The 13,286-nt window shown below is 61.7% G+C and carries 10 protein-coding genes; 6 read left to right on the top strand and 4 right to left on the bottom strand.

Going from position 1 to position 13,286, the window contains the following annotated elements; all coding sequences use genetic code 11:
• Positions 1 to 25 precede the first annotated feature (25 nt).
• A complete protein-coding gene (locus BV034_RS25635) occupies positions 26 to 1,354 on the bottom strand; it encodes a PQQ-binding-like beta-propeller repeat protein (protein WP_050029807.1) in 1,329 nt (442 codons plus the stop codon).
• 111 nt (positions 1,355 to 1,465) lie between these two features.
• Here BV034_RS25635 and BV034_RS25630 point away from each other — a divergent pair, with 111 nt between their 5' ends.
• Positions 1,466 to 2,446: a hypothetical protein gene (locus BV034_RS25630; protein WP_265593467.1), complete on the top strand. Its 981-nt coding sequence runs from the start codon at positions 1,466 to 1,468 to the stop codon at positions 2,444 to 2,446.
• Positions 2,447 to 2,457: 11 nt separating this feature from the next.
• Here the strand turns inward: BV034_RS25630 and BV034_RS25625 are convergent, their stop codons facing one another.
• Entirely contained in the window at positions 2,458 to 3,414 is a 957-nt protein-coding gene (locus BV034_RS25625) for a TlpA disulfide reductase family protein (protein ID WP_050029806.1), read from the bottom strand.
• 186 nt (positions 3,415 to 3,600) lie between these two features.
• Between BV034_RS25625 and BV034_RS25620 the strand changes: the two genes are divergently transcribed.
• Positions 3,601 to 4,485 carry a sugar phosphate isomerase/epimerase gene (locus BV034_RS25620; RefSeq protein ID WP_050029805.1) on the top strand — a complete coding sequence of 295 codons (885 nt, stop codon included), beginning with the start codon at positions 3,601 to 3,603 and terminating at the stop codon, positions 4,483 to 4,485.
• A gap of 1,028 nt (positions 4,486 to 5,513) precedes the next feature.
• On the opposite strand, the gene BV034_RS25615 is transcribed toward BV034_RS25620, so the two are convergent.
• Positions 5,514 to 8,552 carry a PVC-type heme-binding CxxCH protein gene (locus BV034_RS25615; RefSeq protein ID WP_050029804.1) on the bottom strand — a complete coding sequence of 1,013 codons (3,039 nt, stop codon included), beginning with the start codon at positions 8,550 to 8,552 and terminating at the stop codon, positions 5,514 to 5,516.
• 301 nt (positions 8,553 to 8,853) lie between these two features.
• On the opposite strand from BV034_RS25615, the gene BV034_RS36445 reads away from it, so the two are divergent.
• Positions 8,854 to 9,069 carry a hypothetical protein gene (locus BV034_RS36445; protein WP_265593466.1) on the top strand — a complete coding sequence of 72 codons (216 nt, stop codon included), beginning with the start codon at positions 8,854 to 8,856 and terminating at the stop codon, positions 9,067 to 9,069.
• Positions 9,070 to 9,226: 157 nt separating this feature from the next.
• On the opposite strand, the gene BV034_RS25610 is transcribed toward BV034_RS36445, so the two are convergent.
• A complete protein-coding gene (locus tag BV034_RS25610; RefSeq protein ID WP_038171508.1) occupies positions 9,227 to 9,604 on the bottom strand; it encodes a VOC family protein in 378 nt (125 codons plus the stop codon).
• Positions 9,605 to 9,763: 159 nt separating this feature from the next.
• Here BV034_RS25610 and xylB point away from each other — a divergent pair, with 159 nt between their 5' ends.
• The 3 genes from xylB (at position 9,764) to folD (ending at position 13,180) form a co-directional block, all read left to right on the top strand.
• Positions 9,764 to 11,269 (top strand): xylulokinase, encoded by a 1,506-nt coding sequence (xylB, locus tag BV034_RS25605; protein ID WP_050029803.1) that lies wholly within the window; start codon positions 9,764 to 9,766, stop codon positions 11,267 to 11,269.
• Positions 11,270 to 11,300: 31 nt separating this feature from the next.
• A complete protein-coding gene (locus BV034_RS25600) occupies positions 11,301 to 11,954 on the top strand; it encodes a lysophospholipid acyltransferase family protein (protein ID WP_050029802.1) in 654 nt (217 codons plus the stop codon).
• A 344-nt stretch (positions 11,955 to 12,298) separates the two neighbouring features.
• On the top strand, positions 12,299 to 13,180 hold the full coding sequence (folD, locus tag BV034_RS25595; protein WP_050029801.1) for a bifunctional methylenetetrahydrofolate dehydrogenase/methenyltetrahydrofolate cyclohydrolase FolD: 882 nt from the start codon (positions 12,299 to 12,301) through the stop codon (positions 13,178 to 13,180).
• The last annotated feature ends 106 nt before the right edge of the window (positions 13,181 to 13,286 follow it).

The following is a 13,286-nucleotide window of genomic DNA, read 5'->3' as shown; positions in this document are numbered from 1 at the left end:
GGGGCTCCCGCAGGCATCCATTGCATCACTGTTTCACGACTTTCACCAGATGGGTCTTGGTGCGGAAGAAGATGGCTCCGTCCGCCACGGCGGGCGAGGCGGTGACGGGTTCATTGAACTTGTTGCGGGCCAATACCTTGAACTCGGGGCTCGCAGCAATGACCGTGGCATCACCCGTATCACTCACGAAGTAGATGCGCTCCTTGGTGGCGATCGGCGCGGCGACGAATTTGCCGGGGGAAATGCGCTCACTCCAGATGTCGGCACCATCCTGCAGATTCACACAGACGCCCACGCCAGCGCCGGTGGCCTGGAAGATGTGGCCGTTCACCATTACAGGTGTGGAGAGGGTGGCGTTGCGCTTCTCACGGTCCCAGAGCACGTGGCTCTCGGTGATGTCACCCTTGGCAGTGTCATCGAGCTTCACCGCCATGAGGTGGGCGCGCTCCGAGCCGGTGTTGATGTAGGCGATATTACCCACGGAGAGGGGGCGGGCGGAGGCGTTGAACTCCTTGTGACGGATGGTCCAGAGTTCCTTGCCGGTGTTCAGATCATAGCCGAAGGCGGCACGGGAGCCTACGGAGAGGAGCTGGAGCGTGTTGCCCACCTTCATCACTGAGGGGGTGCCATAGGCCTTGCGCAGGTCGCCGTCGCGGGTGGGCTTGCCTTCTTTATCGAGGTCGCCGTAGTCGGTCGTCCGGTTCGTGGTCCAGAGCGTCTTGCCCGTGGTCTTGTCCAGCGCGGTGACGAACTGTTTGTCGATCCCGTCAAAAGTCAGGATCAGCAGGTTGTCATAGATGATGGGTGAGGAGCCTGGGCCGCGGAAGTGGCGCACATTGATGTCCCGCCGCTGCCATACGACTTCACCCGTTTTGGGATCGAGCCGCGCTGTGCCGTAAGTGCCGAAGTGGACGTACAGGGCGTCCTCCTCCAGGACACAGGAGGGGGCGGCATAGTTGTTGATGGGGTTGCCCAGTTCCTCGGGAGCTTCGTTTTGAAAGAGGAGCTTGTGGTGCACGATCTTCCCGTCCTGCCGGTTGATGGCGTAGAGGAACATCTTGTGGCCGTCCTTGGAGGCGGAGGTGAACCAGATGAGATCGCCACCGATCACGGGTGTGGAGTGGCCTTCATCCTCGATCGGGGTGGACCAGGCAATGCCCTTGCCAGAGGCCTCGTCCCACTCCAGCGGCAGTTTGGCGGCCTCGGATTCCGGGATCAGGCAATCCTTGGTGGGGCCCTGCCGGTCTGGCCAGAACAGCGGGGTCACCGCCGGGGTGGCCGCATGAATGCTGGTATAGCCCACGGTGAGCAGAAGGGCGGCAAAACGGAAGGAAGACAGGGCGTTCACAGGCATGGTTCAAGGGCAGGGGTAAAGGTGTGGGCGAACAAGAAAAACAAAACGCTGACAGAAAGGCAATCTCTCGCTGGTTGAAGGGATGTTCCCACCACCGCACCCGTTCCTCTCATGATTCCACTTTTCTCCCGATTTTTCGTCCTCGCTGGTTGCACCGGACTCGCCCTCGCCATGGCCACCCCCGGCCAGGCTGAGCTCACGGCTGAGCAGCAGCAGGTGCCGCTGGAGGAGGATAGCCCCGACCCCAAGCTGGCCAAGATCGTCCTCATCGCCGGAACGCCGAGCAATAAACCGCTGCAGCACGAGTACTTTGCCGGATGTGCCCTCATGAGACAGTGGCTGAAAGAGGTGCCGGGCGTGTGGCCGGTGCTGGTGGCGGACGGTTGGCCCAAGAATGAAAAGGTGCTGGACGGGGCGAAGGCCGTGCTCTGCTACATGGATGGCGGGGACAAGCTGGCCCTGCTGGAGCCCGCCCGGTGGGCGAAGATCAAAGGCCTCATGGATCAGAAGGCGGGGCTGGTGATGCTGCATCAGGCCGTGGAGGTGCCAGCGGCCCAGGCCCAGGAGTTCCAATCCTGGCTGGGAGCGGTGTGGCAGAAGGACATCGGCTCTCGTGGGCACTGGGACATGGCTTTCGAGAGCATTCCCTCCCATGCGGCCACGCGTGGGGTGCAGGCCTTTGCCGCGCCCAAGGATGGCTGGTTGTTCAACCTGCACTTTGCTCCGCAGGGCGTGACCCCGCTGCTGGCAGGGGCGGTACCGGACTCAGGGCGATCCACGGTGGATGCCAAAAGCCATGCCGGGCGGGCGGAAGTGATCGCCTGGGCCTATGAGCGCCCCAACGGCGGGCGCAGTGTGGGCTTCACCGGTTGCGATCTGCATATCGGTTGGGGGTGGGAGAGCCAGCGTCGTTTCTTGCTGAACTCCCTGCTCTGGAGCGCCGGGCTGGACGTGCCTGCCGGTGGCGTCACGGTAAAGTGGGACGCGGCCTCGCTGAGCACGAACCTGGACCGGAAAGTGTTTGCTGCCAAAATCAAGAAGGCGGCAGCGCCAGCGGAAGGTGCCAGCGTGCCGCCTGCGGTAGTGAAGTAGAGCTCGGAGGGCTACTCAGCAAGGAGACGCTCGACCTCGCTCTCGACCTTGCCGCGGGCATTGGTCTGGGCGAGGAGGCCCTGCTTGTTGATGAGCCACATCACGGGGATCATCTCGATGCCGAAGCGCTTGCAGAGCTCCCCGTCGCCGCCCTTGCCATCATAGTGCTGGGGCCACTTCAGGTTGTTCTGGCGGACGAAGGTCTCCAGTGCACCGCGATCCTGGTCGAGGGAGATGGCGACGACTTCGAAGCCCTTGTCGCGGTACTTTTCATAGGCTTTCGTGACATGCGGGAGTTCCTCGACACATGGGCCGCACCAGGTGGCCCAGAAGTCGATGAGCACCACCTTGCCCCGCAGGGTTTCGAGATCCACTTCACGGCCGTCCAGGGCCGTGAACTTCAGATCCAGAGGCTTGGTACGATACGGGGTGGTGAGCTGACTGCTGGCGAGCAGGCGCTTGATCATCGCGTTGCGCGGGGAGAGCGGGTACTTCTCCAGGTGCTCGGCGGCCAGTTTCTCCCAGGCGGCGGCGCTGGCGGTGCTGCCATCATTGGTCTCATCCTGCATCACGCGCAGGGCACTGGCTTCAGACTTCGTGCGGTTGTCGGCGTCTGGGGCATTCAAGATCTGGGTGATGGCGTCCTTGGAGCCCTCGCGTACGGGCACGCCCAGCTCCTCGCGGGAACTGTTGGTCTGGCTTTCAAAGAGCAGTGCGCTCCAGCGGCGCGGGTCCGTGGGGAACTTCTCCACGAGCTCGCTGTAGGCGGCGTCATAGGCTGCGATGCTGGTCTTGTAGTACTCCTTGGCTTCCTCCTTGTTCTGGAACTGCTTGGTCGGGCTGGTGAGAGCCTGTCTCGCGGCGCTGACTTTTTCCCACAGAGCGTCCGCAGGGGAGGCGTCTGCTGCATGGAGAGAGGAGGTGAGTGAAAGCAGCAGGGCGGCAAAGAGAGGCAGGGCAGGTTTCATGGAAGCGTTCAGAGCAGGGAGGGAATGGGGAGGCTATCGAAAGGGTCAGACTAAAACGTACTATGCGAGCGATCTCCGAACGTGTTTTTGCCGAAACGCAGCTTCAATGGCGCTGGGCGTGGGCAAATCTCCAGAAATCCAGTCCAACCTTGCGCCTATCCGGGGTCTTTACTACGATCCCTATCCATGATGAAAAGTCTGCCTCTCCTCACTGCCTCTGCAATTGGGCTCCTGGCCGGAGCTGTCTTGCTGACCTCCCAAGCGGCCGATGCTCCTGCCGTTGCCGTTGAAAAGCCGACCACCGGCCTGCAACTCTACAGCCTGCGGAGCCAGTTCAAGCTGCGCGGTGTGGCGTGGACGCTGGACCAGGTCAAGAGCTTCGGCGTCACCGAAGTGGAGCTGGCTGGCACCTATGACCAGACGCCGGAACAGTTCAAAGGCGAGCTGGACAAGCGCGGTCTCAAGGCCGTGAGCTCCCACTTCCCCTTTGGCCGCCTGAAGGGGGACATCGCCGGCGTGGTGAAGGATGCCAAGGCGCTCGGATTGAAATACGTCGGGTGTGCCTGGATCGACCACAAGGACGGGTTCGATGAAGCAGAGTGTCGCGAAGCCGCCTCCGTCTTCAACAAGGCCGGGGAAGCGCTGGCGAAGGAGGGCATCACCTTCTTCTACCACCCGCACGGGTATGAGTTCGTGCCTCATGGCGAGGGCACTCTGTTCGACCTGCTCTTTGCCGAGACCAAGCCGGAGTTTGTGAGCTATCAGATGGACGTGCTCTGGATCGTGTTCCCCGGCCAGGATCCGGTGAAGCTGCTGGAGAAGTACAGCAACCGCTGGAAGCTGATGCACCTGAAGGACCTGAAGAAGGGCGTGGCCACGGGCTCACTGTCCGGCAAGACGGACCTGGAAAATGATGTGGTGCTGGGCTCCGGCCAGACCAACTACCCCGCCGTGCTGGAAACAGCCAAGAAGGTGGGCGTGAAACATTATTTCATCGAAGACGAATCCCCCTCCGTCATGGAGCAGGTTCCCCAGAGCCTGAAGTACATGAAGTCCCAGGGATTTGAGTGAGATTGGGTTGCGCGCTGATTAGCGAGTGAATTTAGAGGCCGGGGTGCGAACCTCCGGCCTTTTTTGTTTGAGGGGGTGAGGACTAGACGCCTGAACCAGTGCGCTGCGACACCATCGACACCCTTTTTGGAGGTTCACCGAAAAAGAGAGGAGGTGTTTTTTTGGGTAAGTTGTAAAAAGGGTGTCGATGGTGTCGCAGAGAGCGAGGTCCCGGGGGTGCTGACTGGATGGCCTGCTCCCTATTGCGCGAGCGCATAGGCTGCCTGCCAAGAAACCGACTCCGGTTCAGTTCGCAGTTTATCCCTAAAGGGGATATCTAGCACAGCCCAATGGTTGGACGAGCCTTAAGCGAGTCAACCCTGGGTACCTCCGCAGAGGATGATCAGGTGGGAAGGCCGACAGCATTTGCTTTCTTGCCATCGCCTTCAACGCCTCCACGTCAGACGGATGCGATGTCAGGTGCTGCGTGCGCTCCCCGAGCTTCCCATGCACAGGTCATTTGAGGAACTGCCAGACCGCTACAACTCCTTCGGAGTAAAAACCGCCAACGCCCGTACCCAACGTAGACTCGCTGGAAGCTCGTCAACGTTGGGCTTGTGGCCCCATCCTCTTCGAGGAAGAACTTCGACTGAGCGCGTGGACGGTTGGTGCCTTGGTGGCCACCCCGAGCGTGGGGCTTGGGCGGTTTCCCTTAGGTCGTCAGCCACAGGGGCGTCTGTGAACAGGTATTCTGCGACACCATCGACACCCTTTTTACAACTTACCCCAAAAAATACCCCCTCTCTTTTTCTGTGAACCTCCAAAAAGGGTGTCGATGGTGTCGCAGAGAGCGAGGTTCCGGGGGTGCTGACTGGATGGCCCGCTCCCTATTGCGCCAACGCGCAGGCGGTCGGCGTGTTGTAGGCCGGGAGACTCTGACCGGAACGGTGTGCCCGCGCCTCCCCTCAACCAACAAAAAACCCCGGAAGTTGCCTCCCGGGGTCCTTTGAAGTTTGGCGTTTGAATTTTGAAGTTTTTTTTATTTCCTCCTACTGCCCTGGCAGCGCCACTTGGGAGTCGCTCGTCAGATAGGCCATGAGGTTGCGCACCTGCTCATCTGACAGCGCCAGCATCAGACCCTCCGGCATCAGGGACACGGGCAGTTCCTGGATGCTGGTGATGTCTCCGCGCTCCACGACCTGCTCCTGGCCCACCATCTTGATGGTAAGCGTGCGGTCGGTCTTGGCGGCAATGTTGCCACTGAGGATGCGGCCATCCTTGAGGTTCACCACGGACATCTTGTAGTCGGCGGCCAGCGTGGCGCTGGGGTCCGCGATGTTCTCGATGAGGTAGTTCACGTCCTTGCGGCCGCTGCCGGTGAGGTCGGGGCCAATGAGGTTGCCCTCGCCATAGAGCTTGTGACAGGCGGCACACACCTGGTTGAAGATCACGCGCCCAGCGCTGGCATCTGCCTTGGAGACGAGCTCCTTGGTCAGCTTGCCCTTGAGGGCGGCGATGAGCTGCTGCTTGTCGGCGCTGGACTCGCGGATATCGCCCCACACTTCGGTGAGTTGCTTGTCCAGTGCAGCGTCCTTGAAGCTGCGTATCTGCCGGGCCTGATAGGGGGTGATGTCCTTCCGGGGGATCTGGTTGGGGGCGGTGCCCACCTGCCGCAGCATGGCCTTGGCGAAGTTCGCCCGGGAGGTGAGGGTGTCCATCACCGCAGGCTGTTCGTTGGGGTAGAAGCTGCGGTAGCTCTTGGCCAGGGACTCGCCGATCTTCTCGTCATCATACAGCGCCAGACCGCGCACGGCGGTCATGTTCAGGTCGCGGGTCTTGAGCAGCTTCTCACACACCTCGCGCAGGCCGTCGGCCTTGGCGGCGATGAGGGACTGCAGGGCGTTGCGGCGGGAGGTGAAGTCGGCTTTGTCATCCAGCACCAGTTTCTTGATGTCGTCCAGTGCGCGGCCATCGCCAAAGAGGGCGCTCAGGGCACGGAGCTGTTCCTGTTGGGTGGCCTCTGTCACCTTGGCGGCAAAGGCATCCCAAGCGGCAGGCTTCTTCGCCTTGGCCCAGCCCTTGAGACCGTCGGTCATCCCTTGCAGGATGTCGGCGGAGTTCGAGGTGGCAACGTTGCCCAGCAGGGTGTTGAGCGGGGCCGGGTTGGTCTCGATGTCCTCCGTGCAGCGGCGGGCGATAAACTGGCGCACCAGCGGGATCTGGCAGGAAGCGGCCAGCTTGGCGAGTTCTGCCGGGGGCATGTCCATGATGCCGTACCAGTACATGAGCGGCAGATACGCATCCTTGGCATCGTCAGCATGGCTCAGCAGCTGGTTGGCGAGGGCGGGCTTTTCGGCATCTGCCAGTCGGCCCAGGGCGGAGGCCAGGTGCAGGCGGACAAACGCGCTGTCCTCTTCCTTGGCAAGGCTTGCCAGGATGCCCGCGGTGCGCGGCGTGGGGCCCTCAGCCATGATGGATTGCAATACCCAACGACGCAGGAACTCGCTGTCGGATTTGACCATCCCTGCCACCAAGGTGGCGACGGCATCTTGGGCGGCAGGGGAGTCCGAGCCCAGCAGTCCCGCGTAACCCATGGTCCACCAGGCGTTGAGCTTTTTGGCCGGGTTGGGGGCGTTCTTGAAGATGTCGAGCACCTGCGAGGCCACGGCCGGCACCTGGCCGCGGTGAGCGCGCTCGCGCAGCTCCCAGCGGGCCATGCGCACGAGCCATTCGTTGTCGCTGAGCTGGAGTTTCACCAGTTGTTCATCGCTGAGCTTGGTGACGTCCGTTTCCTTGGGCTTCACGGCATCGCCATAGGTCACTTTGAAGATGCGGCCGGAGTTGCGGTGCACGCCGTCGTTCTCATGGCACTCGCCGATGTCGCTCCAGTCCAGGAGGTAAACGCCACCATCTGGGCCGTAGGTGAGCTCCACGCCGCGGAACCAGATGTCGTCGCTCTTCAGGATGTCGGGCTCATGCTTGCCGACAAAGGTGCTGCCCTGACGCTCCAGACGCTCCACGTTGATGCGGCGGCCGTGCAGGTTTAAGGTCATAACCTTGTCGCGGTATTCCTTGGGCCAGTTGGTGCCCTGATAAATGATCATGCCGACGTGGGCGTGGCCGCCGCCGAGCTGGTCGTTTACGCCCACGCCACCGCGGGAGTCCGTCCAGCTCTTGCCGGTGTCCCAGTGGTAGTGATCAGCGATCTGGTCCATGAGCTGGTAGGCCCGGGGATTGAGATCCTGCCCATGCATGCGCTTGAGGTGCGCTCCATCAATGCCGTGCCAGAGGTGGCCGATGACGGTGTTGATGAAGATGAGGTCGCCCGTGGCGGTCCAGTCATGTCCCCAGGGGTTCGTGGTGCCGTAGCACACGATCTCAAACTTCTTCTGCCCGGGCTGATAGCGCCACAGACCGCCGGCGATGCCCTGGCGCTTCTCCGTGGGAGTCTCCGGCGTGCCTACATAGGAGGTGCTGCTGATGCCACAGCGGCCGTAGAGCCAGCCATCGGGACCCCACTTGAGGCCGTTGGCAAAGGTGTGGCGGCTCGCGGCCTGGGTGCTGAAGCCGTCCAGCATGACCTGCGGTGGGCCATCGGGTTTGTCATCGCCGTCCTTGTCCGGGATGAAGAGCAGGTGGGGCGGGCACACGGCCCAGACGCCGCCCAGACCGCGCTCGATGCTGGTGAGCATCTGGACGTCGTCCGAGAACACGGTGCGTTTGTCGAACTTTCCGTCGTTGTCCGTGTCCTCGAAGATGAGGATCCGGTCCCGCAGCTTCATGTCGTAGCGCTCTTTGCTGTCGGAGTAAGTGAAGTTCTCCGCGACCCAGAGGCGGCCTTTCTCATCCCAACAGCAGGCGATGGGATTGTTGATGTCGGGTTCCGCTGCGAAGAGCGAGGCTTTGAAGCCCTGCGGGAGGTTCAGCTTCTTGAGGGACTCCTCCGGGGTCGGGAAGGGAACCGTGAGGGGTTGATTGTCTGGAGGGACCGGGAAGTCTCCCGCCGCGAAAACGGGCAGGGCCGTCGCGACCGTCAGGCAGGACGCCCCTAAGAGGGCGATTCGTGAGAGGGTGGTGCAGTAGGGCATGGGCAGGTCTAGGAGCTGAAAAAGCAAGGCACAGCCGCTGGCAGCGGTGAGGGCGCTTCCGGGCGGGCGGGAGATTTACAACGGTCCCAAAACTGAAACCCTGTCGTGCAACTTGCTCAGAAGGGTGAGGTCATCGTTGCATTCAGCAAGAGGAAGAGGCGTGAAGAAATTGGAATGTACTATCAAAGGTGCTCAGAGTGAATGAATTATGTCGGGGCGAGTGGCGTGGCATGTTCATCGCTAGAAAGGGATGAGAGTGGCAGCCCCACCCGGGGCGGCCGGAATTCAAACCCTGATACCCATGAAACTCATTCTTTCGGCCCTGACCCTGGGAACCGCCCTGGCACTGAGCAGTTGCGAATCTCCGCCTCCTCCGCCGACCGTGTCCACCCAGACGACGACGGAAACTGTCCGTACGACAGTAAGCCCGGTCACGACCACGACGGGCAACGTGACGACCTATCATAGCCCGGCGCGCCGTTCGGTGACGACCACAGAAACCACGACCGTGCGCTAGACCTGCGCTCTATGCAGGTCGGGCGGCAGATGAATCCCCCAGAACAGCCCGGTGGCGGCAATGCGCCCCACCGGGTCTTTCTCATACAAATGTGACATTTCAGACGGCGGTCTGGCAGTTTTTCAACAACCGTCTGGCAGGGTAAACCCGCTGCGGTTTAGGAACCGTACTGGATCAGCTCGATCTCGTAGCCTTCAGGGGCATCGATGAACGCAAATTTGCCGCTGGAGCTCTGGGTGGGACCGTCTGAAAGCGGGTAGCCCTTTTCAGCGGCATGCTTGGCAAACGCCTCAAGGTCATCCACCTGGAAGGCGAGGTGTGTGAGGTCTGGCCCCACCACTACGGGGCCGCTGGCGGGATAGCAGCAGATCTCCAGCAGTTCCTCACTGCCGGGTGTTTTCAAGAAGACGAGCTCAGAGCCTCGCGGGGACTTGTGACGCCTTACTTCTTCCAGGCCCAGGACGTCTTTGTAGAAGGAGATCGTCTTGTCCAAATCGGCGACACGATAGCGGGTATGAAGAAGTTTGGTGACCATGGCCTTGAGGAATAGGGTAGAACTGGAATACGGGCAAGGACCGTTTGGTGGACTGGACGAGATGAAACAATCGTATTAGATAAGATTTCATGGCGGGCGGTAAAAGACCCCGCTATAGGCACGATTCGTCTCTCTTTTTCATTTCCTCACCTCACTTCCATGTCCACCTATTACCTCGGCATCGACAGCGGCACCCAGAGCTCCAAAGCGATCGTGCTGGAATTTGAAACCGGTCGGATTGTTGCCCACGCGAAGCGGGAGTATGACCTGATCCCCGGTCTGCCAGCGGGCCATCTGGAGCAGCATCCGCAGGACTGGATCGATGCCATCAACGGCTGCATCACGGACTGTCTGGACCAGTTGGGGGCCGAGCGGTCCAAGGTGGCGGGCATCGGCGTGAGCGGCCAGCAGCACGGTCTGGTGGTACTGGATGGGGAGAATCAGGTGGTGCGCCCCGCCAAACTGTGGTGTGACACCTCCACCCAAGAGCAGTGCGCGCAGATCGCCCACGAGTTCGGCGGGCAACCAGGCTGCATTTCCCTGGCTGGGAATGCCATGCTGCCCGGCTACACCCTACCCAAGATCCTCTGGCTGAAGCAGAATGAGCCGCAGAATTTTGACAAGGTGAAGACCATCCTGCTGCCGCATGACTACATCAACTTCTGGCTCAGCGGGGTGAAGCGCATGGAGTACGGCGATGCCAGCGGCACGGCCCTGCTGGATGTGCGGACGAGGGAGTGGTCCAAGGAGTTGGCCGACTTCATCGATCCACGCTTGATCGACATGCTCCCTCCAGTGGGCTCCTCCAATGAGGTGCACGGGACCCTCCGCCCGGATCTGGCCAAACAATGGGGCCTCAGCGAGAGCGTCATCATCAGTGCCGGTGGGGGCGACAACATGATGGGCGCAATCGGCACCGGCAACGTGAAGCCCGGTGTGATCACTGCCAGCTTCGGCACCAGTGGCACGCTCTACGGCGTGGCGGATTCGCCCGTGGTGGATGGCCAGGGCGAGGTGGCGGCTTTCTGCGACAGCACCGACCAGTGGCTGCCGCTGGTGTGCACCATGAACGTGACGGTGGTGACAGAGCAGATCCGCGAGATGTTCGGCTGGACGATTCCGCAGCTCGAGGCTGCGGTGGCCAGCGCTCCGGTGGGAGCAGATGGAGTGATCTTCCTGCCATACCTCAACGGGGAGCGCACGCCGAACCTGCCCAACGGCACGGGCGTGCTCCATGGACTGCGCACCACGAACATGAGCCCGGCCAACCTGGCCCGCGCCGCCGTGGAAGGGGCCACCCTCGGCCTCGCCTACGGGTTGAAGCGTTTCCGCGAACTCGGCCTGTCACCCAGTGAGATCCGTCTCACCGGCGGGGGCAGCCAGAGCGCCGTGTGGCGTCAGATCGCGGCCAATGTCTTCAATGCGGAAGTGGTTACCCTGGCCACCGCAGAAGGCGCTGCCCTTGGCTCCGCCATCCAGGCAGCCTTCGCACTGCTCAAGCAGCAGGGGAAGGTGAGCAAGTATCAGGAACTAACGGACCGCCTTGTCACGCTGGACGAGAGCACCCGCTGCAAGCCGGAGCCGGAGGCGGTGGCCTTCTACGATGCGCAGCTGGAGAAATTCACGGGCCTGACCCGGCGCCTGCACGAGGTGGAATACCTCTAGCCTTGGCGAGGTTTCACTCGTAGAGAATCGCGTGGCAAAGATAAGGCTCAAGAATCCCGGACGCCCGGTGGCATGGTTGATCCGTGCCATCGGCAACACCCTGAAGTACCGCATCATCAACCGGGCTGGCATGGCCTACCCGACGGATGAGCGGCACATCTGGGTGTTCTGGCACAACCGCATGTTCCTCATTCCCTGGCTGCGGCAGAACTTGATTCCCGGTCAGGAGGGAGCCTTCCTCACCAGCCCCAGTGGGGATGGGCAGATCATTGCCGAGGCATGCTCGGACTTTGGTCTCAAGCCGGTGCGCGGATCCAGCTCCAAGCGGGGTGCGCAGGCCATGGTGGAGCTGGCTCACTATGTGAAGACCGGCCATGACATCGGCATCACTCCAGATGGACCTCGCGGGCCGAAATACCATATGAACATGGGCGTGATCAAGCTCGCCCAGCTCACCGGTGGCAAGCTCATGCCGGTGCACATCCGCTACGACAAGGCCTTCACCTTTAAGACCTGGGACGGATTCCAGTTGCCCCTGCCTTTTTCCAGCGTGGAGATCGAATTCGCGGAGCCGTTTACAGTTCCCCGGCGGATGACCGAGGAGGAGTGCGAAGCACAGCGGGCTGAGCTGGAGCGGATCATGCGAGAGGGGACGCGAGAGTTTTTCGGTGAGTCGGTGAGGTAAGTCAGTGCGTCAGTGCGTCAGTGCGTCAGTGCGTCAGTGCGTCAGTGCGTCAGTTGGGGTTCGAGGTAATCTCTTGGTGAATGGGAAATCATGGGCTGGAGTGGAGTGATCGCGTAAACGCGGAACTCCAACCCTGCTGGCGGAACGGAGAGAGTTGGAGTTCCGTCCCGCATGCGGGACGGTCGGGTCACAAATACCCAGTGCGTTGCATTGCGGAAAGACCTCAGTGTTGGAGTACCGACTTTAGTCGGCTCAGGGCATTCTGAGTTGTGCTGAAATTGACGGCATTCCCCATTTCCCGCCCCGGCACTTGCCGCCCAGCCTGGCGCGTGCTAGGGACACTCATGCAGTTGATCAAAGGATCTGAAGTGGCCGCCAAGGTGCTGGCGGAGTGCCAGCAGGACATCGCCGCCCTGGCCGCTCTGGGGCACAAGCCCGGGCTCGCCGTGGTGCTGGTGGGGGATGACCCCGCGTCCCGCGCCTATGTGCGCAGCAAGGACAAGAAGTGCCGGGATCTGGGGCTGCACTCGGTGAAACTGGAACTGCCGGCCGAGACAACTCAAGAGGAATTGCTGGCGCACATCGCTGCGCTCAACGCGGATCCTGCCGTTCACGGCATCCTCGTGCAGAGCCCACCGCCCAAGCATATCGACGAAAGCGCGGTGGTGCTGGCCATCGATCCCCGCAAGGACGTGGATGGATTTCACCCGGTGAACGTGGCCAAGCTGGCGCTGGAAGATTCCTCCGGATTTGTGCCCTGCACGCCGGCGGGCTGCCAGCGGTTGCTGCTGGATGCCGGTGTGGAAACCAGCGGGGCCAAGGTGGTGGTGTTGGGACGCAGCATGATCGTGGGCAAGCCCATGGCACTGCTCCTCATGGCCAAAGGCAAAGGCGGTGATGCGACCGTGACGGTGGCTCATTCCCGCACCAAGAATCTGGCTGAAGTCACCCGTGAGGCGGACATCATCATCGCCGCCATCGGTCGGCCGAACTTTGTCCGCGCCGAGCACGTCAAGGAAGGCGTGGTCATCATCGACGTGGGCATCAATCGCGTGGAAGATCCCGGCTCCGAGAAAGGCTACAAGATCGTGGGCGACGTGGCCTTCGATGAAGTGGCCCCGAAGTGCCGTGCCATCACCCCGGTGCCCGGTGGCGTGGGGCCGATGACCATTGCCATGCTCATGGCCAACACGATCAAGGCCTGCAAGCAGTTGGTGGGGGCTTAGTCGGTGCGTCGGTGCGTCGGTGCGTCGGTGCGTCGGTGCGTCGGTGCGTCGGTGCGTCGGTGCGTCGGTGCGTCGGTGCGTCGGTGCGTCGGTGCGTCGGTGCGTC

This window comes from Verrucomicrobium sp. BvORR034, from assembly GCF_000739635.1.
In the GTDB taxonomy this organism is placed as follows: Bacteria; Verrucomicrobiota; Verrucomicrobiia; order Verrucomicrobiales; family Verrucomicrobiaceae; genus Verrucomicrobium.
This window is presented reverse-complemented; position numbering and strand designations above follow the sequence as displayed.

Excerpts from the sequence above, each read along its gene's own strand:
- BV034_RS25630 (WP_265593467.1), top strand. The coding sequence starts at position 1,466 with ATGATTCCACTTTTCTCCCGATTTTTCGTCCTCGCTGGTTGCACCGGA.
- BV034_RS25615 (WP_050029804.1), bottom strand. The coding sequence starts at position 8,552 with ATGCCCTACTGCACCACCCTCTCACGAATCGCCCTCTTAGGGGCGTCC.
- BV034_RS36445 (WP_265593466.1), top strand. The coding sequence starts at position 8,854 with ATGAAACTCATTCTTTCGGCCCTGACCCTGGGAACCGCCCTGGCACTG.
- BV034_RS25620 (WP_050029805.1), top strand. The coding sequence starts at position 3,601 with ATGATGAAAAGTCTGCCTCTCCTCACTGCCTCTGCAATTGGGCTCCTG.
- BV034_RS25625 (WP_050029806.1), bottom strand. The coding sequence starts at position 3,414 with ATGAAACCTGCCCTGCCTCTCTTTGCCGCCCTGCTGCTTTCACTCACC.
- folD (WP_050029801.1), top strand. The coding sequence starts at position 12,299 with ATGCAGTTGATCAAAGGATCTGAAGTGGCCGCCAAGGTGCTGGCGGAG.
- BV034_RS25610 (WP_038171508.1), bottom strand. The coding sequence starts at position 9,604 with ATGGTCACCAAACTTCTTCATACCCGCTATCGTGTCGCCGATTTGGAC.
- BV034_RS25635 (WP_050029807.1), bottom strand. The coding sequence starts at position 1,354 with ATGCCTGTGAACGCCCTGTCTTCCTTCCGTTTTGCCGCCCTTCTGCTC.
- xylB (WP_050029803.1), top strand. The coding sequence starts at position 9,764 with ATGTCCACCTATTACCTCGGCATCGACAGCGGCACCCAGAGCTCCAAA.